This is a genomic window from Streptomyces sp. NPDC091280, from assembly GCF_044768565.1.
In the GTDB taxonomy this organism is placed as follows: domain Bacteria; phylum Actinomycetota; class Actinomycetes; order Streptomycetales; family Streptomycetaceae; genus Streptomyces.
This window is the reverse complement of sequence record NZ_JBIVUZ010000002.1, coordinates 76,336-102,142: the sequence shown is the minus strand read 5'-3', so window position 1 is coordinate 102,142 and position 25,807 is coordinate 76,336. Positions and strand designations below refer to the sequence as shown.

Below are 25,807 nucleotides of genomic sequence, written 5' to 3'. Positions count from 1 at the left end.
TGGTTCCTAAGCAGAGACGAAAGGCCGTGAAACAATGAATGGTTCGGGCTCACGGACGGCGGCATACGGACTGGTGCCGGCGGACACCACGGAGGACGTACGGGCCCGGGGGGCAGGTGTCCCGTCACAGGTCGCCGTCCTTCCGGTCGGCAGTTTCGAGCAGCACGGACCGTATCTTCCGCTGGCGACCGACACCCTCGTCGCCTGTGCGGTGGCCCGGGAGATCGCCGGGGCGTACCCGGTGCACCTGCTGCCGCCGGTGACGATCGCCTGCTCGCAGGAGCACGCGGCCTGGCCGGGGACCGTCAGCATCTCTTCCGTGACCCTTCATGCGGTGGTGCGGGACATCGCGGACTCGCTCCGCCGCTCGGGGGTCGAGACCCTGGTGGTGGTCAACGGACACGGCGGAAACTACGTACTGGGCAACGTCGTTCAGGAGTCCTCCGCGCGCGGTGAGCGGATGGCGCTGTTCCCGGCCGCCGAGGACTGGGAGACGGCGCGGGAGCGGGCCGGGGTGCTGACCTCGCTGCTCACCGATATGCACGCGGGGGAAATCGAGACCTCCATTCTTCTGCACGCTCATCCCGAATTGATCCGTCCCGGTTATGAGACCTCCGATTTCGTCGCCGACGACCGTCGCCATCTCCTGACGCTCGGTATGGCCGGCTATACCGAGTCGGGCGTCATCGGGCGCCCGTCCCTCGGCTCGGCGGAAAAGGGGAAGGCACTGCTGGCGAGCCTCGCCGATTCCTTCGGCGCGTATTTCTCGGTGCTGACCGCGGACTCCTGAGCGGGCGCCGGGTCCGCCGCGGTGGCGGGCCCGGCGGTGCGCAGGCCGGTGTACCAGCGGGCGAGCAGGACGAGCAGGCCGGGCGCGGCGGCGGCGAAGCTGAGGACGCCGTAGATGACGGCGACGGACAGTCCGCTGCTGGCGCCGAGGCCGGCGGCGCCGAACGCCCAGGCGGTGACGCCCTCGCGGGGGCCCCAGCCGCCGATGTTCAGCGGCAGGCCCATGGCGACCAGCGCGAGGATCGCGATCGGCAGGAGCTGCCCCACGGTGGCGGCGGATCCGGCGGCGTGCGCGGCGACCACGAACATCGCGAGGTGGCCGGCCAGGATGACCAGCGAGGACAGGGCGACGCCGGGCCAGTTGGCGCGGGAGAAGAGTCCGGCGCGTACCTCGTCGAGGGTGGTGCGCAGGGCCCGGCCGCGCCGGGTGGCGGTGGGCGGGCGGTTCATCCGCAGGGCGGCCACGACCGCGAACGCGCCGACGGCGCCGAGCAGGACGAGCGGGGCGATGCTGCGGGCGTCGGCCATCACCGGGGAGTCCAGGCCGAGCAGGACGGTCACTCCCACGACGGCGAGCGCGAGTTGACCCGCGACGCGTTCGAGGACGACGGCGCGGACGGCGCGGCCCATGTCGCCGGCGCTCTGTCCGTGGCGTACCGCGCGGTGCACGTCGCCGAGGATGCCGCCGGGCAGGGCCGCGTTGAGGAACAGGGCGCGGTAGTAGTCGGCGACGGCCGGGCCCAGCGGGAGCCTGATGCGCAGTCCGCGCGCCACCAGGGCCCAGCGCCAGGCGCTGAACACGGTGGTGACGCCCCCGATGGCGAGGCCGATCAGCAGGGTCGGCGCGTCGATGCGACGCAGGCCGTCCAGGAAGACGCCGGTGCCCAGGCGCCACAGCAGGACGCCGAGGATGGTGAGACCGGCGACGGAGCCGAAGTGGGTGCGTACCGCGCGGGAGTTCACCCGGGTCAGGATCGCGCGCAGCACCCGGCGGGCGCCGGAGGCGCGGTCGGTGCCGGGCCGGGGGGCGGCGACGATCACTCCGATACGGTCGCCGGAGACGGCCGCGCGGTGCAGCGGCGGGGTGTGCGCGGGCCGCCTGCGCACCTCCTCGACGGTGCCCCGGTCGCGCAGTTGGAGTGCGACCGGCGCGCTCCGCTCGACGCGTACCCGGCGCCTGGTGGTGCCCGGTCGCGGTGCGACCGTCCGCATCGTCTCGACGCTCATGATGTTCCCCCTGTCGGCCGGGCCAGCGCCAGCAGATCGCTGTGGTGGACCAGCACGGTCAACTCCCCCGCCGCGCAGGCGGCGAGACGTTCGCGCAGATAGCGGTCGGCGCGTTCCTTCAGTTCCGGGCGTTCCTCGACGGCCGCGCCGACCCAGCCGCGCAGCCACTCGGCGGTCAGCGCGAGGTCGTCGGGGCCCAGGTGCCAGGCGCTCGGGTGGACGCGGACCGTGGCGCCGTGCGCGGCGAAGGCCTCGCAGGTCACGGTGACGGCGTCGGGGCCGAGGAGTCCGTCGCGCCGCTGGTGGGCGTTGAACGCGTCGGCGATCTCGGCGTCCAGCGGGTCGGCCGGGGTCAGTTCGACCCGGCCGGCGACCGAGAGGGTCAGCAGGGCGGGGCAGCCGGCGCCGACGCAGGCGGCGACGAGCGCGTCGACCTCCTCGCGGGTGAGCACGTCCAGGAGCGCGGAGGCGGTCACCAGGGAGGCGCCGACCAGCGCGTCCGGGGTCAGCCGGGCCACGTCGCCGCGCCGGGTCTCGACCGTGACGCGGCTGCCGTCGGCGGCGGCGCGCGGGGAGGCGACGGCGGCGAAGTGCAGGAGGTAGGGGTCGCGGTCGTGCAGGATCCAGTGCTGGGCGCCGTCCAGGCGGGGGGCGAGCCAGCGGCCCATCGAGCCGGTGCCGCAGCCCAGGTCGTGGATGACGACCCCGGAGCGGCCGGGCAGGTTGGCGAGCCGGATGCGCAGCGGGTCGAGGAGTTCGGGGGCCCGGGCGACGGCGTCGGCGCCCTCGCGCAGCTCCAGCCACTCGGGCGCGTAGCGCGGCGGGTCGTCGGGTCCGACGTCCCGCAGCCGTACGGTGGCGCGTTCGCCGGGGCGGGTCGCGGGTCCGGCGCCGGGGATCACGGCGCCGTGTCCGGCCTGTTCGCCGGTGTCCGCCGGGACGGTTGCCGCCATCGCGTCCTCCACTGCGGTCTGCGCCGGGGGCACGAGCATCCCCAGCGGTACGCCCCGGGGGCCCGGCTGGGCCGGGATGCCCTGTCCGGTGGCCGGCGGGGTGGTCGCCGTCTTCCTCATGCCGCCCTCCGGGGTTCGCTGGGGAGCCGGGTGAGGACACCGGCGAGACTGCGGGCGGTGGTGGCCCACCCGTCGAGCGCCGCGCGTCGGCCGCGGGCCGCGGCCTTCAGGCGCCGGCGTACGTCGGCCTCGCCGAACCAGCCGCGCAGTTCGGCGGCGAGGGCGGCGGGGTCCTCCGGCGGGACGAGGATGCCGGGCACCCCGCCGTCGGGGGCGCGGCCGACCGCCTCGGGCAGTCCGCCGACGTCCGTGGCCAGCACGGGGATGCCTCGCGCGAGGGCCTCGGTGACGGCCATGCCGTAGGTCTCGGCGTACGACATGAGGACCATGAGGTCGGCGGCGGCGTAGCTGGCGTCGAGCTGGGCGCCGGCCTGCGGGCCGGCGAGGTGCAGCCGGTCCTGGAGGCCGTACTGCCTGATCAGGCCGCGCAGGTGGGCGACGTACTCGGGGTCGTGGCCGAGGCCGCCGACGCAGGTGCAGGTCCAGGGCAGGTCGGCCGCGGCGGCCAGGGCCTCGATCAGCCGGTGCTGGCCCTTGCGCGGGGTGACGGCGGCGACGCACAGGAGGCGGGAGACGCCGTCGGTGCCGGAGGCGAGGGGCGCGATGTCGGCGCCGGGGGTGGCGACATGGACCCGCTCGGGGGCCAGGCCGTGGTGGGAGACGAGGCGGCGGACCGCCCAGTCGCTGGTGGCGACGACCGCGGACACCGCCCGCAGCACCGTGCGTTCCTTGGCGTCGAGTTCGGCGGCGACGGCGGCTTCGAGGCCGGTCTCGTCGCCGAGCGGGAGGTGGACGAGGACCGCGAGGCCGAGCCGGTCGGCCTCCGGGACGATGATCTCGGGGACGCCGCAGGCCACCAGTCCGTCCAGGAGTACGGCGGCGCCGTCGGGCAACTCGCGCAGCACCCGGGCGAGTTCAGCGCGGGCGGCGGCACCGGGCCGGGGCCATGTGCCGTCCACGGCGTGCTGGTGGACCTGCCAGCCGAAGCCGGGGAGGTCGAGGCTGACCCGCCGGTCGTAGGCGTTGCCGCCGCTGGGCGCGGCCGGGTCGTCGACGCCGCCGGGCAGGACGAAGTGCACGGTGCGCAGGGACATGGGGAGCAGCTCGGCATTCCGGGAGGCCGCGCGCTGTGCGGGCAGGAATCCCAGCGAGGGGGCGCGGTCGATGGTCGTGTCGTTCACAGGGCACGCTCGTAACTCGCCCAGGCGACGTGCGACTCGTGCAGGGTGACCTGGAGTGCGGCCAGGCCGCGGGCGCCCTCGCCCAGCGCGCCCTTCTCGATCCGCTCGGCGAGCCGGTCGGCGATGACCTTCGCGAGGAACTCGGTGGAGGTGTTGACCCCGGCGAAATCGGGTTCGTTGTCCAGGTTTCTGTAGTTCAACTCGCTGACGACTGCGCCCAGTTCCTGGGTGGCCAGTCCGATGTCGACGACGATGTTGTCGTCGTCCAGCTCTGCGCGCCGGAAGGTGGCGTCCACCAGGAACGTGGCTCCGTGCAGGCGCTGCGCGGGTCCGAACACTTCGCCGTGGAAGCTGTGGGCGATCATGATGTGATCGCGGACGGTGATGCTGAACAACGGACGACCCTCCAGGTGCGGCGCGTCTGGTCCCCCGGCTGATCCCTGCCGGGGGATGCCGTGTAGTACGGCTGCACGCTGCCCCCTGTTCAAGCCCTCTCTCACTCTTTTCTCAGGTCAGACGTGCTTGTCGTACGGAATTGAACAGTTCTCAGCCGATGTCGGCGTACCCGACCCGGTGGCACAGGGCCGGAATCTCTCCCGAGGCGAGCCTCGGCAGCAGGTCCGGCAGCTCCTCGAAGTCGCTCTCCCCGGTGACCAGCGCGTCCAGCGCGGGGTCGGCGAGGAGGTCGAGGGCGAGGGCGAGGCGGTCGGCGTAGCTGCGGTCGGCGCGGTTCGGGGAGACGGTGCCGACCTGGCTGCTGCGGATGACCAGGCGCCGGGAGTGGAAGGCCTCGCCGAGCGGGAGGCTCACCTTCCGGTCGCCGTACCAGCTCAGTTCGAGGACCGTCCCCTCGGGCGTGAGGAGTTCCAGCGCGCGGGCGAGGCCCTGTTCGGTGGCGCTGGCGTGCACGACGAGGTCGCACGCGCCGAGCGCGTCCGCGGGCGGCGCGAAGCCGACGCCGAGTGCCTCGGCGGTCTTGGCGCGCGCCGGGTCGGCGTCCACCAACTGCACGCGGGTGCCCGGGAAGCGGGCCAGCAGCGCGGCCACCGAGCACCCGACCATCCCGCCGCCGACGACCGCGATCCGGTCGCCGATCAGCGGCCGGGCGTCCCACAGGGCGTTGACGGCGGTCTCCACGGTCCCGGCGAGCACGGCCCGCCCGGCGGGCACCGCGTCGGGCACCGGGGTGACGGCGCTCGCGGGGACGACGTAGCGCGTCTGGTGCGGGTAGAGGCAGAAGACGGTACGGCCCAGCAGCGCGGCCGGGCCCTCCTCCACCACCCCGACGTTGAGGTAGCCGTACTTGACCGGGCCGGGGAAGTCGCCCTCCTGGAACGGTGCCCGCATCACCGCGTGCTGGCTCTCGGGGACTCCCCCGCGGAAGACCAGGGTCTCGGTGCCGCGGCTGACGCCCGACCACAGGGAACGGACCAGGACCTCGTCCTCGGCCGGGTCCGGCAGGAGCACGTCACGGATCTCGCCGTGACCCGGGGAGCCGATCCAGAACGCCCTCGCGGTGCGTTTCATCGGAATCCTCCTGAACGATCGGGAAGCTGTTCACGTACGGGTAACCACAGGCCGCGCACAGTACGCGGCGTTGATCGACTCTGTCATCTGGCCGGAGGGTGTGCGGTGGCCCTGAACAACACATACGAAGCAAGGCTGGTCCAGCAGGAGACCGCTGTGGGAGCGGGCGTTCAGATCCTGGTGCTGGCGTTGCTCGGTACGGCGATCGGGATGGGCCCGGCCGGCTGGCTGACCGGACTCGCGTTCGCGATCGCCACCTGGGCGGTGCTCTCGCAGGCCCTGCACAGGTCGCGGACGCGGACGTTCGGCCCGGCCAACCGGGTCACGCTCGGCCGCGCGATCCTGGTCGGCGGGGTGACCGCGCTGGTCGCGGACTCCTTCGAGAGCTCGCCCCCGGTCACCCTGCTGGTCGGGCTGACGGCGGTGGCGCTGATCCTGGACGGCGTCGACGGCAAGGTCGCCCGCCGCACCGGGACCTCCACGGCGCTGGGCGCGCGCTTCGACATGGAGGTCGACGCGTTCCTGATCCTCGTCCTGAGCGTGTACGTGTCGGCGCAGCTCGGCCCGTGGGTGCTGCTGATCGGCGCCATGCGGTACGTGTTCGTGGCCGCCGCCCGCGTCTGGCTGTGGCTGAACGCCCCGCTGCCGCCGAGCACGGCCCGCAAGACGGTCGCCGCCACCCAGGGCATCCTGCTGCTGCTGGCGGGCTCGGACCTGCTCCCGCACGCGGCCAACCTCGCCGTGGTGACCCTCGCGCTCACCACGCTGGTGTGGTCCTTCGGCCGCGACGTGCTGTGGCTGTGGCGCACCTCCCGCACCGCCGCCGTCGCCGGGACCCCGGCCGAGGAGAAGGTCCTCGAACTGGCCGCGCGGTAGCACCGGTTCCCACCGGAAGGGCCCGGACCACCAGGTGGTGGATCCGGGCCCTTCGGCGTGCGGTGGTGCTCCTACGCCATGAACGGCGCGGGGGCTACGGCCGCGGGGAGCGGCTGCGTACGACGGCGAAGGCGCCGGCCGCGAGGCCGAGGACGCCGACGACCAGCCCGGCGATGCCGAGTCCGCGGGCGGTGGAGTCGCTGTCGGAACCCGCCGAGGAGGCCGAGGTGGTCTTCGTGGCGGTGGCCGCCGTCGAGGCGGAGGCGGCCGGGGTCTGGTCGCCGTCCTCGGCGCCCTTCGCGGTGAGCTTGAGGACGGGCGCGGGGTTCTCCGGCTCGTCGTCGCCCGGCGCGGCCTCCTCGATCCAGCGCACGACATCGCCGTCGGAGTAGGTCTGGAGCGTCTTGAACGTCAACTGGTCGGTGTCGTCGGGGAGTTGGCCGAAGGCGATATTGAAGTCCTCGTACTGCCCGGCGCCGATCTTCCCGCCGGTCCAGGTGATCTCGGAGACGGCGTCGGTGATGGTGCCGTCGTCGGTCTTGACCGGCGTCTTCAGCTTGCTGGTGGTGACCTTCGCGGTCCAGCCGCTCTGCGGGGTGACCAGCACGCCGAGGACGGGGTGGTCGGTGGGCAGGTACACCTGGACCTTGGTGGTGCTGGCCTTGTCCTCCTCGTTGGGGACCCGGAAGGTGATGACACCGTCCGTGGCTCCCTTGGCGTAGCTCTCGGGGTGGACGGTGACATGCGCGGAGGCGACGCCGGCGGCGGCCAGGACTCCGGCGGTGGCGAGCGCTGCGACGGTGCCTGCGCGGCGCAGGGTGGTGCGGTGTGCGGACATGGTGAGGTGATCTCCGTACGGGAAAAGGACGTTGGGTGGTCAGACCGGGTACGGAACCGGGACCGGCGGGCCTCTGCGGCTGACCGCGTGCCGCAGCAGGAGCTGGCGGGCGGGGGCCGCGTCGGCGGCGGTGCGTCCGGGGCGGCCCGCGGTGCGGGCGGGCAGCGGGGCGGGGGCGTCCCGCCACCAGGCGGCCAGGCCCGGCACGAGGGCGACGGCCCAGCGCAGCAGCGACCACAGCGCGGCCTCGCCGCGCCGCAGCCACCAGGCCGCGACGAGTGCGGCGACGACGTGCGCGGCCACCGCGTGCGGGGTCATCGCCTGCGTCGGCCGCATGGCGGCCATGGAGTGCCCCGGCAGGGTGGACATCCCGGCCATCGCCATCGCGGCCCGGGGCCGCGCGAGGCCGAAGCCGACGTGCAGTCCCGCCTGGGTGGCGAGCATCGCGGCGCCGATGCCGGACAGGGACCGTTCCCGCCCGCCGAGCAGCCAGCCCATGCCGAACACGGCGAGGAATCCGGCACCGTCCGCCCACAGCGGGGGTGTCGCGCCGGTGGCGAGCCCGTGTCCGGCGGCAGCCAGCAGCACGCACACCGCGGCGAACACCGCGGCGCGCAGGCTCCGTACCGCCGGGGACGCGCTCATGGTGACGGATCCTCCCACGGGCCGCTGCCGCCGCAGCCGTCGATGGCTGTTTAGGGGGCAGCTCATATCTGGTTCATGGCTTGGTACGGCGGTGACGCGTGGGGCGTTCAGCGCGGGTGGGCCCTCTCGTGCGCGGATGCGGCGATTTACCGGGATACGTCGGCCGGGGCGCCGGTGCGGGGCAGCAGCGTGATCGCCGCGACGGGGACGGCGGTGAGCACCAGCCAGGGAACGGCGGCGGGCAGCGCGGTGTCGAGGAGCGTGCCGGTGGCCGCGCTGCCGACGAGCACGACGAGCCCGGAGACGGAGGACAGGGCCCCGGTGTAGAGGCCGAGGCGGCCGGATTCGGCGAGGTCGGGGATCCAGGCGCGGGCGACGGGGGCGATCAGCATCTGGCCCAGGGTGAGCAGCACGACAAGGACGGCGGCGGGCAACAGCCCGGTGGTACCGGTGAGTTGGGCGGGTCGGGCGACGGCCACGGCGGCGAATCCCGCGGCGATCAGCAGCAGCCCGGCCGCCATGGACCGGCGCGGATCGAGCCGGGTCCCGGCCCAGCGGGTGACCGGCAGCTGCGCGGTCACCACCAGCAGCGAGGACAGCGCGAACAGCCAGGCCAGCGGTGCCTGCGAGCCCGCCGCGCGCTCGACCTCCGCGGGGAGGGCCAGATAGAGCTGGTTGTAGGCGAGGAGGTAGGCGCCGTAGGCACAACACAGCGCCAGGAAGGGCCGGTTGCGCAGCAGGGCGCGTAGGCCGCCGCGCTCCGTGACGCGTGTGCGCCCGGGGATGTGCTGCGGGAGCAGCCAGGCGTGCCCCGCGAGCACCAGCACGAAGATCCCGGCCCCGGCGAGACACGCCACCCGGAAGTCCACCGCGAGCAGCAGCGCGCCGAGCAACGGCCCGACGAACGCGCCGGCTTGACCCGCGACGGTGAACAGCGCGAGCACACGCGCCCGTTGGCCGCCGCCCGCCGCCTCCCACTCGACGGCCTGCCGGGCGACCTCCGACTCCACGGCCGGGGAGAAGAGCGCGGCGGCGAACCCGATGAGCAGCACGGCCGCCACGACCGAGGGGGTGTGTTCGGCGTATCCGAGCCAGCCGAACCCGGCGATCCGCAGCATGCACCCGGCGAGCACCACGGGCCGCACTCCGTACCGGTCGGCCAGGGCCCCGCCGACCACGAACAGCCCCTGCTGGCTGAAGGTCCGCAGCCCGAGCACCAGTCCGACGAGCCAGCCCGCCATGCCGATCACGTCCGCGAGGTGCTCGGCGAGAAACGGCAGTACGGCGAAGAAGCCGACGTTGAAGGCGAGTTGGGTGAGGATCAGCAGCCGGAGCAGGGGCGGGAGCGGCGTCCGCACGCCGCTAGGCGCGCTCACCGGGCCGCCGACGAGCTCTGCCCGGCGGCGCGCAGGCCGCCCGCCGCCGTCACCGCGAGGGCGCCGAGGAGGGCGAGGACGGCGGCGGGGGCGAGGACGGCCCAGGGGGCGCGTTCGGCGTAGGGCTGGTTCTCGGCGAGGAGGAGGCCCCACTCGGGGGCGGGCGGCTGGGCGCCGAGGCCGAGGAAGCCGAGCGAGGCGAGGGCGAGGGCCACACCGGGCAGCCGGAGCAGGGCGTGCCGGGTGACGGGCGGCAGCACGGCGGGCAGCAGCGAACGGCGCAGGAGATGCAGGCGGCCCGCGCCCAGGGCCCGGCTGGCGGTGATGTGCAGGGTGGCGCGTTCCTGCCGCAGCAGCGCGGAGGTGTGCGCGGCGAGGGGGGTCCACGCCACCACGGCCACGGCGAGGGCGGGCGTACGGCTCCCGCCGCCGGCCACGGCGGTGACCAACAGGGCGGCGAGGACGGGCGGTACGGCGTTCAGCGTGTCGGCGAGCGGTCCGGACAGCCGGGGCAGCAGTCCGAGCAGGACGCCGGTCACGAGCGCGACGGCGCTGATGCCGAGGGCGAGCAGGAGGGTGTCGAGGGCTCCGTGGGCGATCCGCGCGAGGAGATCGCGGCCGAGCGCGTCGGTGCCGAACGGGTGGGCCCAGGTGGGGTGTTGGAGGCGCAGCCCGGTGTCCAGGGCGAGGGGGTCGCGGGGCAGGCCGAGCGCGAGAACGCCCAGCAGGAGGCAGCCGTAGACGAGGGGCGGGGTTCGTGCGGGTGCGGGGGTGGGGCCGTGGAGGGAGGGGAGGGAGCCGTCCCGGAGGGCGGGGCCGACGAGGAGGTGGGTGGCGGTGCGGGAGAGTCCGGCGGCGAGGGCGGCGAGCAGGAGGAGGGCGAGGGTGCCGGCCTGGAGCACGGGCAGGTCCTGGGCGAGGGCGGCCTGGAGCGTCGTCCGGCCGAGGCCGGGGATGTCGAAGAGCTGCTCGACGGCGACGGCCCCGCCGGTCAGCCCGACGACGAACAGCCCGAGGTTCGGCAGCAGTCCGGGCAGACACCGCCGTACGGCCTGCCGGGCGATGCGCCGCCGGGGCAGCCCCCGCGCGACGGCGGCCCGCGCCCACGGCTCGGCGAGGGCACCGGGCAGCAGGTCGTCGAGCAGCCGCCCCATGACGGCCCCGGCGGGCAGCCCGAGGGCGAGCGCCGGCAGTACGGTCCACCGCGGCCCGTACCACCCGAGCGCGGGCAGCCAGCCCAGTTGCACCCCGACGACGGTGGCCAGCACGGACGCGATCAGGAACTCGGGGAGCGCGGCGAGCACGGCGGACCCGGAGCCGCCCCGGCGCACCGCCCCGGCCCCGGCCCCCGCCCGCCGCAGGGTGCGGGCGCACACCAGCCCGGCGGTGACCACGGCCACCACGAGGGCCGCGGCCATCAGCAGCAGGGACGCGCCCAGCGCGTGCAGCACCCCCGGCATGACCTCGTCGCCGGAGATCCACGAACGCCCGGCGTCCCCGCGCGGCAGACCGGCCAGCCAGCGCCCGAGAAGTCGCAACGGGCCGTCGTCGAGGCCGAGTTGGGCGCGGATGGCGGCGAGGACCTCGGGGTCGGGGTCGCGTTCCGCCGACCGCGCCCTGAGGACGGTGAGCGCCGGGTCGGTGCGCGAGAGCCAGGGCAACAGGCCCACGGCGCACACGAGTCCGGCCGCGAGCAGGGCGCGCCACAGCGGCGCGGTCGTGCGGTGCGGCATGGTTCAGCGCCGGGTTCCGGTGCCGACGAGGGTGCGCTCGTACAGGTCGAGGAGGACGCCCTCGACGGAGGCGCCGACGCCGGTGACGACGCGTTGGTGCACGAGCGGCACGATCGCGTCGGTGCCGAGGATCGCGGCCTCGGCCGCCATCGCGGCACTCTGGCGCGCGGAGGTGTCGGTGGCGGCCTCGGCCTTCGCCACGGCCCGGTCGACGTCCTGGTCGCACAGGAGGGCGAGGTTGTAGCCGCCGTCGCAGGTGTAGTCGCCGGCGAGCACGGCGACCGGATCTCCGGTGTCCAGCAGGGAGTTGCGGGCCGCGACGAACGCGTCGAACTTCCCGGCCAGCGCGTCGCTCTCGATCCGCGAGTACTCGCGCACCACCAACTCGACCCGGAATCCGGCCTTTTCCAGCTGCTGCTTCAACACCTGCGCTGCTTCGGGCAGTTCGGGCCGGTTGTCGTAGGTGGCGAGGGTGATCGCCGTGCCGTCCGCCGTGGCCGGCTTCGCCCGGCCGAGGGGCTGTTCGCGCAGGCCTGCGGCCCAGGTGACGGCGGGGCCGTAGATGCCCGTGCCGGCGTCGGCGTGACCTTCGTAGACACCCTTGGCCAGGGCACCCGTGTCGAGGGCCGCGCGGGCGGCGGCCCTGAGCGCCGGGTCCTTGAACGGGCCGGTGCGGGTGTTGAGGTGGAGGCTCGTGGTGCGGGTGGTCGCGGTCTCGCGGCGGACCGCGCCGTCGAGGGTCGCGGCCTGGGCGACGGGTATCGCCTCGGCGATGTCGACCTGCCCGGTGCGCAGCGCGTTGGTGCGGGCGGTGCCGTCGGCGATGAAGCGCGCGTCGATGCCGGTGGCGTGGGCGAGGCCGCCCCAGTAGTCGTCGAAGCGGTCGAGGGTGGCGGCCGTCGAGCCGGTGACCTCGGTGATCTCGAAGGGGCCGGTGGCGGTGCCGACGGGGTCGACGCGGCCCTTGGTCTCGTACGCCTTCGGGGAGAGGACCGCGAGGGCGGGTCCGGCGAGGCGCAACGGCAGGACGGGATCGGGGGCGTCGGTGGTGACGCGTATCCGGTCGCCGCCCGCGGGTTCGGCGGTGAGGGTGACGCCGGAGAGGGCGGCGGGGGCGGGCTTGGCCTCGGTGGCGTGGGTGAGGGCGGCGGCCACGCGGGCCGGGGTGACCTCGGTGCCGTCCTGGAAGGTGGCCTCGCGCAGGGTGAAGGTCCAGCGGCGGTCGCTCTCGCGCTGCCAGGAGCGGGCGAGCGCGGGGGCGGCGGCGCCGTTGGCGTCCAGCGAGGTCAGGCCCTCGGTGACGCCGAGCCGGCTGAGGATGGTGGCGTCGGCGCCGTACGGGGAGAGGTTCTCCGCGGGCGGGAACGCGAGGGCGACCCGCAGCCGGGAACCGGACTTCCCGGTCGTCTGTTCCCCGCTCTCCTCACCGGCGGAGGCGAAGCAGCCGGTGAGGAGCGGGGCGAGCGCGAGGGCGAGGAGCAGTCGGGTGGGGCGGGTGCGTCGTCGTCGCGGCACGGTCATCGCTCCATCGCCAGTTCGAAGTGGACGATTCCCTGTCCGCCGCCCGCGTCGTCGCGTTCGTCGTGGACCACCGTGCCGAGCGAGCGCCAGAAGGCCTCGGCGCCCGCGACGGCCGGATCGGTGTGCAGATACGCGGCGCGGTAGCCGCCGTCCGCCGCGGCGAAGGCGAGGAGTTCGGCGACGAGGTGCCGGGCGAGGCCGCGGCGGCGGTGCGCGGGGCGGACGTAGACCCGGCGCAGTTGCGCGGTCTCGCCGCAGGGGTAGCGCTCGGCGAGTTCGCGCGGGTTCGGCGGGTGGACCGGTCCACGGGAGTCGAGCGCGGCGGTGGCGACGATCTGCTCGTCGGCCGGGTCGAGGGCCACGAGGAGGGTGTGCCGTTCGGGGGCGAGATAGGCGGCGGCCGGGTCGATGATGTCGGCGTGCCAGCGGGGCACGTAGCCGGTGGCGAAGTCGCGGTAGACGGTGTCGAGCATCACGGCACGCGCACCGTCGACGTCGTCCGGGCCTGCCGCCCTGATGCAGTAGTCAAGCACTTGCACATCATATGCATTAAGACTCCCACTCTTGATCACGCATGTGATCGCTCTCGATTTGACAGCCCTGGGGCCAGCCCCTAAAACCTAGCCACATGACATTCATTTTCAAAACCGCGAAAGCGGCGGACCGGTAGTGCGCGTCGCGTTCGTCGGCAAGGGCGGCAGCGGAAAGACCACGCTCTCGGCCCTCTTCGCCCGCCACCTGGCGCGCTCCGGCGCGCCCGTGCTCGCCATCGACGGCGACATCAACCAGCACCTGGCCGAGGCCCTGGCCCCGGACGGCGCCCCTGTCCTCGCCCCGCCGCTCGGCGCCCGCCTCGGCGAGCTGAAGGACTTCCTGCGCGGCACCAACGCGCGCGTCGCCTCCCGCGAGGCCATGATCAAGACCACCCCGCCGGGGCGCGGCTCACGTCTGCTGCGGCTGCTCGGCGACGACGAGGTGCACGCCCGGCACGTGGTCCGGGCCGGTGACGTACCGCTGATGGTGACGGGCGAATTCACCGAGAGCGATCTCGGGGTGGCCTGCTACCACTCCAAACTCGGCGCGGTGGAGCTGTACTTGAACCACCTCGTCGACACCCCCGGCGAGTACGTGGTGGTCGACATGACGGCCGGCGCCGACGCCTTCGCCTCCGGCCTGTTCACCCGCTTCGACCTCACCTTCCTGGTGGCCGAACCCACCCGCAAGGGCGTCAGCGTCTACCGCCAGTACCGGGACCACGCGCGGGAGTTCGGGATCCGGATCGCCGTGATCGGCAACAAGGTGACCGGCGAGGACGACCTGCTCTTCCTCAAACAGGAGGTGGGCGACGACCTGTTGACCCACCTGGTCCACTCCCCCGCCGTCCGCGCCGCCGAACAGGGCCGTACGCAGGGCGAGTTGGAACCGCACAACACGCACGCCCTGCGGGTGCTGCGCGAGGCCGTGGACTCCTGCCCCCGGGACTGGGCCGCCCTGCACCGCCACGCCGTCGAGTTCCATCTGCGCAACGCGCGCGCCTGGGCGGACCGGGCCACCGGCCTGGACCTGGCCGCCCAGGTTGACCCGGGCTATGTACCGGGCCCGCCCGCCCTGGCCTGACCCTCACCCGTTCACCACTCGCCACTCACCACTCACCACTCACCACTCACCACCTACCCGACAGGACACCTCTTCTCATGTCTCTCGACGTCTCCCCGAAGCTCCTCGCCGCAGCCGAGCACGGTGACATCCGCGAGGCGGACTTCGTGGACACGGTCCGCACGTCCCTGCCGTACGCCTACGACCTCGTCGCCGCGCTCGCCGCCGAACTCCGCGACGGCACGGCCGAGTTCACCGACAACCAGACCCCGCCGCCGTCCGAGAGGGAACGCGGCCAGCTGCTGCGGGCGTTGGCCAGCGACGCGATCCGGGGCAGCCTGGAGCGCCACTTCGGGGTGGCGCTCGCCTTCCAGAACTGCCACCGGGTGGCCGCGTTCCGGCCGGCCGCGCGGGACGGCGAGACCTACGCCAAGTTCACCTCGCTGCGCTCCCAAGTGCTGAACCAGTCACCGGAGTTCAGGGACTGCTGACCGGCAGGACCGACGCGAGGAACCGCTCGGCGTCGTCCAGCCACGGCATGTGCCCGGCGCCCGGCTGGACGACGAACTCGGCGTTCGGGAACAGTTCCGCGTACCGGGCCATCACCTGCGGCGGGGCGGAGATGTCGAACTCCCCGGCGAGAACGCGCACCGGGGAGGTGAAACCGGCCAGCGCGGCGCGGGTGTCGGCCGGGCTGAAGGCGCCTTCGGCGGCGTAGCCGGCCGCCGCCCGCGGGTTCTTCTCCTTCGCGTCGGCCTCCTCGAAGGCGCGCGCCGTCTCGTCCCAACGGGCGTGCGCGAAGGGCGCGATGGCCTGCCAGGAGTCGGGGGTGGCCCGGCCGGCGGTGATCTCCTCCAGGGCGGCGAACGCGGGGGCGAACCACGGTTCGCGCCCGCGCAGCCGCGCGACCGCGAGCCGGTCCTCGGCACTGATCTCGATGCCGACCGCGTAGACGCTGGGAGCGACCAGCGTCAGCCGGGCCACCCGGTCCGGGTGCCGGGCCGTGTACAGCGCGGCCAGGTTGGCCCCGGCCGAGTGCGCCAGCAGATCCATCCGGTCCAGTCCCAGGTGGACGCGCAGCGCCTCGACGTCGGCCACGAGCCGGTCGCAGCGGTACGACGCCTCGTCGCGGGGCACCTGCGACGCGCCCGTGCCCCGCAGGTCCAGCCGGATCAGCCGCCGGTGGGCGGTGAGACCGCCGAGGGTGCCGAGATAGGCCGAGTCCCGCATCGGCCCGCCGGGCAGACAGACCAGGGGCGGGCCGTCGCCGGAGGCGTGCGCGGCGAGACGGGTTCCGTCGGGTGCGGTGAAGGTCGGCATGGGCGCGAGGGTGTCAGGGGGCGGGACGCGCGGCAACCGGATTCCGGTGCGTGCGGGTCCCGATGGGCGCGGGCCCCGATGAGTGCGGGCTCCGATGGGTGCGGGCTCCCCCGCTCACACCCACCGGAGCTGTCCCGGTCAGGCCGCGCGGCGGGCCCGGCTGCGGTGGTCGCGGATGATGTCCGCGTACCGGTGGCCGGAGCCCTTGATCGTGCGGACCTGGGTGTCGTAGTCGACGTGGACCAGTCCAAAGCGCTTCTCGTAGCCGTAGGCCCACTCGAAGTTGTCGAGCAGCGACCAGGCGAAGTAGGCGCCCAGCGGGGCGCCCTTGCGGGCCGCGGAGGCGCAGGCGGCGAGGTGCTGGACCAGGTAGTCCTGGCGCTCCGGGTCGTCGACGGTGCCGTCGGGGCGTACGACGTCGGGGAACGCCGAGCCGTTCTCCGTGACATGGATCCGGCGGGGGGCGTACTCCTCGGTGAGGCGCAGCAGCAGGGTCTCGATGCCGGAGGCGTCGATCTCCCAGTCCATGCCGGTGCGCGGGACACCGGGGCGGCGCACGGCGCGGGTGTGGGGGGCGGGGCCGGTGGGGTCGTCGGCGACGGTCGCCGGAAAGTAGTAGTTCAGGCCGAGCCAGTCCAACGGGGCGGCGATCGTCGCCAAGTCGCCGGGCTGTTCCGGGAGTTCGACGCCGTAGGTCTCGACCATGTCGGCGGGGAAGCCGCGGCCGTGGACCGGGTCGAGCCACCAGCGGTTGACATGGCCGTCCTGCCTGCGGGCGGCACGGACGTCCTCGTCGCGGTCGCTGGCGGGGTGCACCGTGGAGAGGTTGTTGACGATGCCGACCTGGGCGTCGGGGGCGGCGGCACGGATGGCCTGGGCGGCCAGGCCGTGGCCCAGCAGCAGGTGGTAGGAGGCGCGGACGGCGGCCGTGAGATCGGTCCAACCCGGTGCCATCGTGCCTTCGAGGTGGCCGATCCAGGCCGAGCAGGACGGCTCGTTGAGGGTCGTCCAGTAGGTGACGCGGTCGCCGAGGCGGTCGGCGACGACCGAGGCGTAGGCGGCGAAGTGCTCGGCGGTCGCGCGCTCGGGCCAGCCGCCGCGGTCCTGGAGGGCCTGGGGCAGGTCCCAGTGGTAGAGGGTGACGGAGGGCGTGATGCCCGCTTCGAGGAGTCCGTCGACCAACTCGTCGTAGAACGCGAGGCCCTTGGGGTTCACCGGGCCGTCGCCGCCCGGCACCACCCTGGGCCAGGCGATCGACAACCGGTAGGCGTTGGCGCCGAGTTGACGCATGATGCCGATGTCCTCGCGCCAGCGGTGGTAGTGGTCGCAGGCGATGTCGCCGTTGTCGTTGTTCGCGATCCGGCCGGGGGTGTGCGAGAAGGTGTCCCAGATCGACGGCGAACGTCCGTCCTCGCCGACGGCTCCCTCGATCTGGTACGCGGCGGTGGCCGTGCCCCACAGGAAGTCGTGCGGGAGTGCGGCGAAATCGATGGTCACTGAAGTCCCTTTGCGGTGAGGGGAATCGGGGGAAGGGTTCACTTGACGGCGCCCGCCGTCAGCCCGGCGACGAGATAGCGCTGGAGCAGCAGGAAGCCGGCGACCACGGGCACGCTGACGACCAGCGAGGCGGCCATGATCTGGTTCCAGTACACGTCGTTGAGCGTGGAGTAGCCCTGGAGTCCGACGGCGAGCGTGCGGGTGGAGTCGTTGGTCATGACGGAGGCGAAGAGGACTTCTCCCCACGCGGTCATGAAGGCGTAGACGGCGACCGCGACGATGCCGGGGATCGCGGCCGGTACGACGACCCGCAGCAGCGCGCCGAGCGGGCCGCAGCCGTCCACCAGCGCCGCCTCGTCCAGGTCCTTGGGGACGGAGTCGAAGTACCCGATCAGCATCCAGATGGAGAAGGGCAGCGAGAAGGTCAGATACGTCAGGATCAGGCCGCCGCGCGAGCCGAACAGGGCGATGCCGGTGGCGTTGCCGATGTTGACGTAGAGGAGGAACAGCGGGAGGAGGAAGAGGATGCCCGGGAACATCTGCGTCGACAGGACGGTGACCGTGAAGACGCGCTTGCCGCGGAACTCGTAGCGGCTGACCGCGTACGCGGCGAAGACCGCGATCACCACCGAGCACAGGGTCGCGGCGACGGACACGACCAGCGAGTTCATGAAGTACTTCGCGAGCGGGACCGTGGACCAGATGTCGATGTACGGGCGGACCGTGAGCCCGCTCGGCAGCCAGCGGAACTCGCCCGTGACGTCCGAGAGCGGTTTCAGGGAGCTGGAGAGCATGACGTACACCGGCACCAGGACGAAGCCGGTGAGCAGGGTGAGGAAGATCCGCCGCGACCAGACGAAGGAGCGGGGCGGTGCCATGGGTGAGGCCATGGCCGGGGGGTGACTAGGCATCGGCCGTTTTCCGTCCGCGTGAGGTGAGCACGAGATACCCGCCGGTGACGACGAGCAGGAACAGCAGCAACAGGACCGACATCGCCGATCCGGTGCCGAAGTTCCAGGTGACGAACGACGCCTGGTAGATGTGCACCGAGATGAGGTCCGCGGACTCGGGCGCCGACCTGCCGAACAGGACGTAGGGCGTGTTGAAGTCGTTGAACGTCCACAGGAACAGGACGAGCACCAGCACCTGGTTGACCGGGCGCAGCGACGGCAGGGTGATGCGGCCGAGCTGCTGGAGGCGGCCCGCGCCGTCGATGGAGGCCGCCTCGTACAGCTCCTTGGGGATGTTCTGGAGGCCCGCCATCACGATGAGGAAGGCGAACGGCCAGCCCTTCCACACCGAGACGACCAGCAGCGCGTAGAAGCTGTTGTCGCCGATCAGCCAGAACGACGGCTTGTCGGTGAGGTGCAGCTGGTCGTGCAGGACGTGGTTCACCAGGCCGTTGTCGTGCTGGAACATGAACACCCAGGTGATGACGGCCGCGTAGACCGGCAGCGCGTACGGGACGAGGAAGAGCGCTCTCAGGAGGCCCCGGCCGCGGAAGGTGTCCTGCATGTAGACCGCGGCGACCGTGCCGATCAGCCAGCACAGGCCGACCGAGAGCAGGGTGAAGGCGACGGTGACGAAGAAGGAGTGCAGCAGCGCCTTGCCCACGGGGGCGCTGAAGTCCACCGACACCTTGTAGTTGCCGAACCCGGACCAGGGCGCGGTGCCCCAGTCGCGGATGTAGAACTGGGTGAGTTCCTTGAAGCTCATGACGATGCCGATGACCATCGGCACCAGGTGGACCAGGAGTTCGAGGAACAGGGCGGGCAGGAGCAGCAGGTAGGGCAGTCCGATCCGGCGGATCCGTTCGCCGCGCCGGCGGCGCGGGCCGGGGGCCGCCGGGTCGGAAGGGGTCTTCCGCACGGCGGCCTCCGGGGTGACAGTGCTCGTCACGGTCGCGCTCACTTCGCCGGCATCTGCTGCTGGGCCTTTTCGAGTTCCGCCTTGACGGTGGCGGTGGTGACCGCGCGTCCGGCGGCGGCGTCGGCGAACAGGTTCTTGACGGCGGTGCCGACCGCCGTCTCGAACTGCGACTCGTCGGCGACCTGCGGCAGCGCGGCGGCGCTGGTGGCGAGGGTGTTCTTCAGGACGGAGTTCGCCGGGGTGTTGAACGCCGTGTCCTGCTGTGCCGCCTTCACCGGCGGGATGGAGCTGTAGGCGGTGTTGAGGATCTGCTGCTCGGCGTCGCTCGTCATGAACTTCACGAACCGGGTGGAGCCGTCGAGGTTGTCGGTGTTCTTGAAGACGGCGAGGTTGATGCCGGCCACCATCGAGTTGACCTGCGAACCCGTGCCGGGGGTGCCGGACTGCACGGGGACGGGGGCTATGCCGTACGAACTCTCGCTCATGCCCTGGGACTTGAGGTTCGCGGACGCGGACTGCCACAGCAGCATCGCGGTCTTTCCCTTGGCGAAGTCGCTGACGGACTGGTTCTGCGCGTACTCGGCGTTGCCGACCGGGATGACCTTGTCCGTGGCCATCAGGTCGACGTACTGCTTGACGGCGGCCACCACCCCGTCGTTGGTGAAGTCGGCCTTGCCGTCGGCGGTGAAGAAGTCGGCCCCGTGCTGCTTGGCGAAGACGAAGGTGTGGTGGATGTTCTCGGAGACGTTGGCGCCCTCGGCGCCGAGGACCTGCTTGCCCTTGGCCTGGATCTTCTTGCCGTCGGCGACCAACTCGGCCCAGGTGACCGGGGGTTGGGAGATGCCCGCGTCGGCGAAGATCTGCTTGTTGTAGTAGAGCGCGTAGGCCATCGAGTACAGCGGGACGGCGGCCGGGTCCTTGCCGGTGGCGCCGGTGGAGCCGAGCGCGGAGTCGACGAAGCGGTCCTTGCCGCCGATCTTCGCGAAGTTGGCCGCGTTCCACGGCAGGAAGGCGCCGGTGGCCTGGAGGGAGGCGCTCCAGGTGTTGCCGATGTTCAGGACGTCGGGGCCCTGGCCGGACGTGGTCGCGGTCAGGATGCGGTTGAGCAGGTCGGACCAGGGCACGACCTCCAGCTTGACCGTGATGCCGGTCTGCTTCTTGAACTTGTCCAGTTCGGGCTGGAGGACCTTCTTGTCGATCGCGATGCTGGCGCCCTGGTTGGAGGCCCAGTAGGTGAGCGTCTTGGGCGAGTCGTTGGATCCCCCACCCGTGGACGAACCGCCTCCGCAGGCCGTGGCCGCCAGGGCGAGTGACATGGTGACGGCGCCTACGGCCGCGGCTCGGATGCTGCGCATACTCCGGATGTCCCTTCAGGGAATGCACTCACGACTTAATTTAGGACGTGAGTTAAACCTCGGAAGGTGGAGGCGTCAAGAGTTTGGACGCCACTCGTCGAACTCGGTCGTACCTCTTGACGGCCGCGTTCACGGACCTGAAGCATTCCCCCGCGAGAGAGCGCTCCCAACCCCACCGGCGTTCATTTCATGAACGATGAGCAAGGAGAGCCGCGACATGACCCCAGTTCCCCGCAGAGCCGTCCTCGGCACGGCCGCCGCCGTGTCCGCCGTGGCCGGACTGCCCGCCACCGCCTCCGCCGCCCCCGCGACCCGGACCCCCGCCGGCCGGACCGCCGCGGCACCGCGCGCCCTGCCCGGCGGTGGCGACCTCGGCCCGAACGTCATCGTCTTCGACCCGTCGACGCCCGGCATCCAGGCCCGGCTCGACCAGGTCTTCGCCCAGCAGGAGAGCGCCCAGTTCGGCACCGGCCGCTACGCCTTCCTCCTCAAGCCCGGCACCTACTCCGGGCTCAACGCCCAACTCGGCTTCTACACCTCGATCGCGGGCCTCGGCCTCTCCCCCGACGACACCACCATCAACGGCGACGTCACCGTCGACGCGGGCTGGTTCAACGGCAACGCCACCCAGAACTTCTGGCGTTCGGCGGAGAACCTCGCGCTCGTCCCGGTCAGCGGAACCAACCGGTGGGCCGTGGCTCAGGCGGCCCCCTTCCGCCGTATCCACGTGCGCGGCAACCTCAACCTGGCGCCCAGCGGCTACGGTTGGGCCAGCGGCGGCTACATCGCCGACAGCCGGATCGACGGCCAGGTCCAGCCGTACTCGCAGCAGCAGTGGTACACCCGGGACAGCGCGATCGGCGGCTGGCTCAACGGCGTCTGGAACATGGTCTTCTCGGGCGTGCAGGGCGCTCCCGCGCAGGGCTTCCCCGACCCGGTGTACACCACGCTGGCCACCACCCCGGTCTCCCGCGAGAAGCCCTTCCTGTACCTGAACGGCGGCGAGTACCGCGTCTTCCTGCCCGCGAAGCGCACCAACTCCAGTGGTGTCACCTGGGGCAACGGCACCCCGCGCGGCACCTCGCTGTCGCTGTCGCAGTTCTACGTCGCGAAGCCGGGCGTCACGGCCGCCACCCTCAACCAGGCGCTCGCGCAAGGGCTTCACCTCCTGCTGACGCCGGGCATCTACCACCTGGACCGGCCGATCCAGGTGAACCGCGCGAACACCGTCGTGCTGGGCCTGGGTTACGCGACTCTCGTCCCCGACAACGGGGTCACCGCCCTCAGGACGGCCGACGTCGACGGCGTGCGCCTCGCGGGCTTCCTGATCGACGCGGGCCCGGTCACCTCCAACACCCTGCTGGAGGTGGGTCCTTCGGGCACCACGACGGACCACTCCGCCAACCCGACCACCGTGCAGGACGTGTTCGTCCGGATCGGCGGCGCGGGCGCCGGCCGGGCCACCACCAGCATGGTCGTCAACAACCGGCACACCATCGTCGACCACACCTGGCTCTGGCGCGCCGACCACGGCACGGGCGTCGGCTGGGACACCAACCGGGCCGACTACGGCCTCGTGGTGGGCGGCGCCGACGTCCTCGCCACCGGCCTGTTCGTCGAGCACTTCAACAAGTACGACGTGCAGTGGAACGGCGAGCGGGGCCGCACGATCTTCTTCCAGAACGAGAAGGCCTACGACGCCCCGAACCAGGCGGCGATCCAGAACGGCCCGGTCAAGGGGTACGCGGCCTACAAGGTCGGCTCCCAGGTGACGACGCACGAAGGCTGGGGCCTCGGCAGCTACTGCTACTACAACGTCGACCCGACGATCGTGCAGCACAACGGCTTCGCGGCGCCGAACCGTCCGGGCGTGAGGTTCCACGACCTGCTCGTCGTCTCGCTCGGCGGGCAGGGGCAGTACGAACACGTCGTCAACGAGACGGGAGCGGCGACCTCGGGCACGTCGACGGTCCCGTCCACGGTGGTGTCGTACCCCTGAGGTCGTGGCGGGTGCGGGCCGAAGCTCCCCCTTCGGCCCGCACCCGCCACCGTCACCGGACGGTCACCGCTCCCGGCGCGGGCGCGTAACCCGTCGGCCGGGCGGTGAACGTGCCCCGGCCCTGCGTCCGGCTCCTCAACCGCGTCGCGTAGCCGAAGAGTTCGGCCAGCGGCACGGTCGCCGTGACGGTCGCCGAACCCGTCCGGGCCGTCGAGCCGGTGATCCGTCCGCGCCGGGCGGCGAGATCGCCGAGCACACCGCCGACCGCGTCCTCGGGGACGGTGACGGTGACCTCGACGACCGGTTCGAGCAGGACCGTCGTACACGCGCGGAGGGCTTCCCGCAGACCCAGCCGGCCCGCGGTGCGGAACGCCTGCTCCGAGGAGTCCTTCACATGGGTCGCCCCGTCGGTCAGCGTCACGCGCAGCCCGGTCACCGGGAAGCCGCCGACCGGCCCCTCGGTGAGGGCGTCACGGCACCCGGCCTCCACCGAGCGGACGTACTCCTGCGGCACGCGCCCGCCGACGACCGCCGAGCGGAACTCGAAACCGGGTCCCTCCAACGGTTCGACGTCGAGGACGATGTGCGCGAACTGCCCTGCCCCGCCGTCCTGTTTGACATGCCGGAAGACCGTCCCGGACACCCCGCGCACGACGGTTTCCCGGTAGGCGACCCTGGGGCGGCCGACGTCGACCTCGACCCCGGTGGCCAGGCGGATCTTCTCCACCGCGACCTCCAGGTGCAGTTCGCCCATGCCGGACAGGACCGTCTGGCCGGTCTCGGCGTCGGTGCGCACGACCAGCGAGGGGTCCTCCTCGGCGAGCCGGGCCAGGGCGGACGTCAGCCGGTCGGTGTCGGTGCCGCGGCGCGCCTCGACCGCCACGGACACCACCGGGTCGGCGACCGCGGGCGGTTCGAGGAGGATCGGGGCGTCCGGGGCGCACAGGGTCGAGCCGGCGCGGACGGACTTGAGTCCGGCCACGGCGACGATGTCCCCGGCGACCGCCCGCTCCAGCCGTTCGTGCCGGTCGGCCTGCACCCGCAGGATCCGCCCGATCCGCTCGGTGCGCCGCGTGCCCGGATCCCACACCGTGTCCCCCCTCTCGATCGTTCCCGAATAGATCCGCAGACAGGTCAGCCGCCCGGTCCCCGCCGCGCTCACCTTGAACGCCAGCGCGGACAGCGGGGCTTGGGGATCGGCCGGCCGCTCCTGCTCGCCGCCGTCGTACGTCCCCCGCACCGGGGGCACATCCAAGGGCGAGGGCAGATACGCCACCACGGCGTCCAGCAGCGGTTCGATGCCCCGGTTGCGGTAGGCCGAGCCGCACAGCACGACCACACCGTCGCCGGTGCGGGTCAGGTCGCGCAGTGCCGAGCCCAACGCCCCGGCGGACAGGGTGGATCGGGCGCAGAACTCCTCCAGCGCGCCCGGATGCAGTTCCGCGACCGCCTCCTCCAGCAGCCGCCGACGGTGTCGCGCCTCCGCCAACAGGTCGTCCGGCACCGGGACTTCGGCCATCGGGCCGTCCGGGTCCGTCCACACCAGCGCCCTCAGCCGCAGCAGGTCGACGACTCCGGTGAAGCCGTCCTCCGCGCCGATCGGCAACTGCACGACCAGCGGCGCCGGATGGAGCCGTGCGCGGATCGACGCGACGGCCGTGTCGAGGTCGGCGCCCGCGCGGTCCAGCTTGTTGACGAAGGCGATGCGCGGCACGCCGTACCGGTCGGCCTGCCGCCACACCGACTCGCTCTGCGGCTCCACGCCCGCGACGGCGTCGAACACCGCGACGGCGCCGTCGAGGACGCGCAGCGAACGCTCCACCTCGTCGGCGAAGTCGACGTGCCCCGGGGTGTCGATCAGGTTGACGCGGTGCCCGTCCCAGGCGCAGCTGACGGCCGCCGCGAAGATGGTGATGCCGCGGTCGCGTTCCTGGGGGTCGAAGTCGGTGACGGTGGTGCCGTCGTGGACCTCGCCGCGCTTGTGCGTGCCGCCGGTGAGGTAGAGGAACCGCTCGGTGACGGTGGTCTTCCCGGCGTCGACGTGGGCGAGGATGCCCAGGTTGCGGACGGCGGTGAGCGGGTTGGTGACAGGGCGTTCGGTGCGCACGGCCCGTGGCCTTTCGAGAGTGATTCCGTGCAGGGCGGCGCGATTCCCGTGCGGAGCAAGGCAGTTGACGCAGCGTCAGAAAGCTGTCACGGCACGGGTGTTCCGGTACCGGCCGCGCGGCGGGCACCGGAGGAGCCGAGACACGAGGATCACCTCGTACCGGGAGCGGGGAGCGGGGACAGCGGTGGTGTGACACACGGCCGGGCTCCCCTCACTCGTCGACGGATGTGGCGAGTGTAGGGAAGCCCGGGGTGCGGAGCGCGGTATTTATCGGGTGGTGCAGGTGGGGACGCCGTCCAGCCAGGCCGCGCCCTGGATGTAGATGTTGGTCATCCACGCCTGGTAGTCGGGCAGGTAGGCCCAGGCGTCGTTGGTGTAGCCGTCGGAGGTGACGGTCTCGGCGTGCTTCTGGCACTCGACGCGGATGCCGGTCGGACCGGGGAAGGCGTAGACGCGCGCGGCGCCGGCGGAGGGTGCGGTCTTCGTCCAGACGCCGGTGCCCCAGGTCTGGAAGACATGCCCGGTCACCGCGCCGGTGTTGACGCGGACGGCCCCGAAGTAGTCGCCGCCCAGGCGCACATCACTGACCATCACATGGGTGCCGGACTGCCGGGCCTCGACCATCTTGCCCGCGCCGAGATAGATCGCGATGTGGTGGAGGTCGGCGGAGTCGCCGTAGGCGAGCAGGTCGCCGGGCAGCAGCGGGGCCTCGCCCTGGGCGGCGGTGAAGCGGGCGGCGGCGCGGGTCGTGTAGTACTGCCCGCTCGCGTCGCCGTCGAGGATGTCGGAGCCGGCGGCCTGCGCGTAGGCGTAGCGGACCAGGCCCGAGCAGTCGAAGCCGACCCGCTCGCCGTCCTGCCTGCTGGCCTCGTCGTGGCCGTCGTAGTGGCCGAGGGTGGCGCCCGGTGTGTCCCCGTGGCCGCCGCCCCAGCTGTACCAGGTGTTCGCGTCGACCTGCGCGCAGGCCGCGGCGATCGCGTTCCGCGCGGCGGCCGAGGCGCCCGGTGCGAGGACCCCGCAGCCGCCCGTCGCCGGTGCGGCCGGGACCGCGAGGGCCGCGGGCGCCCAGAGGAGGAGGGCGAGTAGTCCGATGAGTGTGCCGATGATTCCGGTCCGCCGGAGCATGCCGGGACCCCCGATTTCTGTGATCCGCAAGTGGTCGTGCACCAGCCTGCCGACCCGGGCCGGGCCGGTCGAGGACCCGGCGTCACCCCACCCCGAGAGGCAACGGGAAACCCTTGGGAAACCCCCTCCCACCTGCGGGAGTCGACCATCGGC

The 25,807-nt window shown here is 72.7% G+C and carries 22 protein-coding genes and 1 pseudogene; 5 read left to right on the top strand and 18 right to left on the bottom strand.

The genetic code is table 11. The annotated features are described in order from the left end of the window. The first annotated feature begins 34 nt into the window (after positions 1 to 34). On the top strand, positions 35 to 790 hold the full coding sequence (locus ACIQPR_RS07045; protein ID WP_403643192.1) for a creatininase family protein: 756 nt from the start codon (positions 35 to 37) through the stop codon (positions 788 to 790). Positions 791 to 891: 101 nt separating this feature from the next. On the opposite strand, the pseudogene ACIQPR_RS07040 reads toward ACIQPR_RS07045, so the two are convergent. The 5 genes and pseudogenes from ACIQPR_RS07040 to ACIQPR_RS07020 all read right to left on the bottom strand — a co-directional run. Further along, positions 892 to 2,001, bottom strand: a pseudogene (locus ACIQPR_RS07040) (YbhN family protein); the annotation flags it as partial. 11 nt (positions 2,002 to 2,012) lie between these two features. Further along, positions 2,013 to 3,089 carry a trans-aconitate methyltransferase gene (locus ACIQPR_RS07035; protein WP_403643189.1) on the bottom strand — a complete coding sequence of 359 codons (1,077 nt, stop codon included), beginning with the start codon at positions 3,087 to 3,089 and terminating at the stop codon, positions 2,013 to 2,015. Beyond that, on the bottom strand, positions 3,086 to 4,270 hold the full coding sequence (locus ACIQPR_RS07030; protein WP_403643186.1) for a glycosyltransferase family 4 protein: 1,185 nt from the start codon (positions 4,268 to 4,270) through the stop codon (positions 3,086 to 3,088). The genes ACIQPR_RS07035 and ACIQPR_RS07030 overlap by 4 nt, the downstream gene beginning before the upstream one ends. Continuing rightward, positions 4,267 to 4,665 (bottom strand): 6-carboxytetrahydropterin synthase, encoded by a 399-nt coding sequence (locus ACIQPR_RS07025; protein ID WP_019073017.1) that lies wholly within the window; start codon positions 4,663 to 4,665, stop codon positions 4,267 to 4,269. Before ACIQPR_RS07025 ends, ACIQPR_RS07030 begins: the two co-directional genes overlap by 4 nt. 151 nt (positions 4,666 to 4,816) lie before the next feature. Further along, a complete protein-coding gene (locus ACIQPR_RS07020; protein ID WP_403643182.1) occupies positions 4,817 to 5,797 on the bottom strand; it encodes a zinc-binding alcohol dehydrogenase in 981 nt (326 codons plus the stop codon). Between the two features lie 105 nt (positions 5,798 to 5,902). On the opposite strand from ACIQPR_RS07020, the gene ACIQPR_RS07015 reads away from it, so the two are divergent. After that, positions 5,903 to 6,673 (top strand): CDP-alcohol phosphatidyltransferase family protein, encoded by a 771-nt coding sequence (locus ACIQPR_RS07015; RefSeq protein WP_403643179.1) that lies wholly within the window; start codon positions 5,903 to 5,905, stop codon positions 6,671 to 6,673. Between the two features lie 94 nt (positions 6,674 to 6,767). Here the strand turns inward: ACIQPR_RS07015 and ACIQPR_RS07010 are convergent, their stop codons facing one another. The 6 genes from ACIQPR_RS07010 to ACIQPR_RS06985 form a co-directional block, all read right to left on the bottom strand. Beyond that, a complete protein-coding gene (locus ACIQPR_RS07010; RefSeq protein WP_403643176.1) occupies positions 6,768 to 7,511 on the bottom strand; it encodes a YcnI family protein in 744 nt (247 codons plus the stop codon). 39 nt (positions 7,512 to 7,550) lie between these two features. Then, a complete protein-coding gene (locus tag ACIQPR_RS07005) occupies positions 7,551 to 8,156 on the bottom strand; it encodes a hypothetical protein (protein WP_403643173.1) in 606 nt (201 codons plus the stop codon). Positions 8,157 to 8,302: 146 nt separating this feature from the next. Next, positions 8,303 to 9,514, bottom strand: coding sequence for an MDR family MFS transporter (locus tag ACIQPR_RS07000; RefSeq protein ID WP_403643171.1), 1,212 nt, complete (start codon positions 9,512 to 9,514; stop codon positions 8,303 to 8,305). A gap of 14 nt (positions 9,515 to 9,528) precedes the next feature. Then, positions 9,529 to 11,265: an ABC transporter permease subunit gene (locus ACIQPR_RS06995; protein ID WP_403643169.1), complete on the bottom strand. Its 1,737-nt coding sequence runs from the start codon at positions 11,263 to 11,265 to the stop codon at positions 9,529 to 9,531. Between the two features lie 3 nt (positions 11,266 to 11,268). Then, complete coding sequence (locus ACIQPR_RS06990; RefSeq protein ID WP_403643166.1) at positions 11,269 to 12,786, bottom strand: ABC transporter substrate-binding protein; 1,518 nt, start codon at positions 12,784 to 12,786, stop codon at positions 11,269 to 11,271. Next, the gene (locus ACIQPR_RS06985) at positions 12,783 to 13,319 is read right to left on the bottom strand and encodes a GNAT family N-acetyltransferase (protein ID WP_403643164.1); all 537 of its coding nucleotides are present in this window, start codon (positions 13,317 to 13,319) and stop codon (positions 12,783 to 12,785) included. Before ACIQPR_RS06985 ends, ACIQPR_RS06990 begins: the two co-directional genes overlap by 4 nt. Before the next feature lie 136 nt (positions 13,320 to 13,455). Here ACIQPR_RS06985 and ACIQPR_RS06980 point away from each other — a divergent pair, with 136 nt between their 5' ends. Together ACIQPR_RS06980 and ACIQPR_RS06975 are read left to right on the top strand one after the other, a co-directional pair. Beyond that, a complete protein-coding gene (locus tag ACIQPR_RS06980; RefSeq protein WP_403643161.1) occupies positions 13,456 to 14,403 on the top strand; it encodes an ATP-binding protein in 948 nt (315 codons plus the stop codon). 77 nt (positions 14,404 to 14,480) lie between these two features. Continuing rightward, positions 14,481 to 14,873: an SCO5389 family protein gene (locus tag ACIQPR_RS06975; protein ID WP_403643158.1), complete on the top strand. Its 393-nt coding sequence runs from the start codon at positions 14,481 to 14,483 to the stop codon at positions 14,871 to 14,873. Here ACIQPR_RS06975 and ACIQPR_RS06970 read toward each other — a convergent pair. The 5 genes from ACIQPR_RS06970 to ACIQPR_RS06950 all read right to left on the bottom strand — a co-directional run bounded on the left by ACIQPR_RS06970 (position 14,860) and on the right by ACIQPR_RS06950 (position 20,423). Continuing rightward, entirely contained in the window at positions 14,860 to 15,702 is an 843-nt protein-coding gene (locus ACIQPR_RS06970) for an alpha/beta fold hydrolase (RefSeq protein WP_403643155.1), read from the bottom strand. The genes ACIQPR_RS06975 and ACIQPR_RS06970 overlap by 14 nt on opposite strands. Before the next feature lie 138 nt (positions 15,703 to 15,840). Continuing rightward, a complete protein-coding gene (locus ACIQPR_RS06965) occupies positions 15,841 to 17,199 on the bottom strand; it encodes a GH1 family beta-glucosidase (protein WP_403643152.1) in 1,359 nt (452 codons plus the stop codon). 38 nt (positions 17,200 to 17,237) lie between these two features. Next, positions 17,238 to 18,089: a carbohydrate ABC transporter permease gene (locus tag ACIQPR_RS06960; protein WP_403643150.1), complete on the bottom strand. Its 852-nt coding sequence runs from the start codon at positions 18,087 to 18,089 to the stop codon at positions 17,238 to 17,240. Between the two features lie 13 nt (positions 18,090 to 18,102). Next, entirely contained in the window at positions 18,103 to 19,098 is a 996-nt protein-coding gene (locus tag ACIQPR_RS06955) for a carbohydrate ABC transporter permease (protein WP_403643147.1), read from the bottom strand. 8 nt (positions 19,099 to 19,106) lie between these two features. Next, entirely contained in the window at positions 19,107 to 20,423 is a 1,317-nt protein-coding gene (locus ACIQPR_RS06950; RefSeq protein ID WP_403643145.1) for an ABC transporter substrate-binding protein, read from the bottom strand. 217 nt (positions 20,424 to 20,640) lie between these two features. Between ACIQPR_RS06950 and ACIQPR_RS06945 the strand changes: the two genes are divergently transcribed. Continuing rightward, positions 20,641 to 22,422 (top strand): coagulation factor 5/8 type domain-containing protein, encoded by a 1,782-nt coding sequence (locus tag ACIQPR_RS06945; RefSeq protein ID WP_403643142.1) that lies wholly within the window; start codon positions 20,641 to 20,643, stop codon positions 22,420 to 22,422. Positions 22,423 to 22,474: 52 nt separating this feature from the next. Here the strand turns inward: ACIQPR_RS06945 and fusA are convergent, their stop codons facing one another. After that, positions 22,475 to 24,529 carry an elongation factor G gene (gene fusA / locus ACIQPR_RS06940; protein ID WP_403643139.1) on the bottom strand — a complete coding sequence of 685 codons (2,055 nt, stop codon included), beginning with the start codon at positions 24,527 to 24,529 and terminating at the stop codon, positions 22,475 to 22,477. Between the two features lie 267 nt (positions 24,530 to 24,796). Further along, positions 24,797 to 25,654 carry a C40 family peptidase gene (locus ACIQPR_RS06935; RefSeq protein WP_403643136.1) on the bottom strand — a complete coding sequence of 286 codons (858 nt, stop codon included), beginning with the start codon at positions 25,652 to 25,654 and terminating at the stop codon, positions 24,797 to 24,799. Between the last annotated feature and the right edge of the window lie 153 nt (positions 25,655 to 25,807).

What these genes read in the sequence shown, in the direction of transcription:
- ACIQPR_RS06935 (WP_403643136.1), bottom strand. Translation starts at nt 25,654, where the DNA reads ATGCTCCGGCGGACCGGAATCATCGGCACACTCATCGGACTACTCGCC.
- ACIQPR_RS07045 (WP_403643192.1), top strand. Translation starts at nt 35, where the DNA reads ATGAATGGTTCGGGCTCACGGACGGCGGCATACGGACTGGTGCCGGCG.
- ACIQPR_RS07010 (WP_403643176.1), bottom strand. Translation starts at nt 7,511, where the DNA reads ATGTCCGCACACCGCACCACCCTGCGCCGCGCAGGCACCGTCGCAGCG.
- ACIQPR_RS06990 (WP_403643166.1), bottom strand. Translation starts at nt 12,786, where the DNA reads ATGACCGTGCCGCGACGACGACGCACCCGCCCCACCCGACTGCTCCTC.
- ACIQPR_RS06995 (WP_403643169.1), bottom strand. Translation starts at nt 11,265, where the DNA reads ATGCCGCACCGCACGACCGCGCCGCTGTGGCGCGCCCTGCTCGCGGCC.
- ACIQPR_RS06945 (WP_403643142.1), top strand. Translation starts at nt 20,641, where the DNA reads ATGACCCCAGTTCCCCGCAGAGCCGTCCTCGGCACGGCCGCCGCCGTG.
- ACIQPR_RS07020 (WP_403643182.1), bottom strand. Translation starts at nt 5,797, where the DNA reads ATGAAACGCACCGCGAGGGCGTTCTGGATCGGCTCCCCGGGTCACGGC.
- ACIQPR_RS06975 (WP_403643158.1), top strand. Translation starts at nt 14,481, where the DNA reads ATGTCTCTCGACGTCTCCCCGAAGCTCCTCGCCGCAGCCGAGCACGGT.
- ACIQPR_RS06970 (WP_403643155.1), bottom strand. Translation starts at nt 15,702, where the DNA reads ATGCCGACCTTCACCGCACCCGACGGAACCCGTCTCGCCGCGCACGCC.
- ACIQPR_RS07005 (WP_403643173.1), bottom strand. Translation starts at nt 8,156, where the DNA reads ATGAGCGCGTCCCCGGCGGTACGGAGCCTGCGCGCCGCGGTGTTCGCC.
- ACIQPR_RS06950 (WP_403643145.1), bottom strand. Translation starts at nt 20,423, where the DNA reads ATGCGCAGCATCCGAGCCGCGGCCGTAGGCGCCGTCACCATGTCACTC.
- ACIQPR_RS07035 (WP_403643189.1), bottom strand. Translation starts at nt 3,089, where the DNA reads ATGAGGAAGACGGCGACCACCCCGCCGGCCACCGGACAGGGCATCCCG.
- ACIQPR_RS06960 (WP_403643150.1), bottom strand. Translation starts at nt 18,089, where the DNA reads ATGGCCTCACCCATGGCACCGCCCCGCTCCTTCGTCTGGTCGCGGCGG.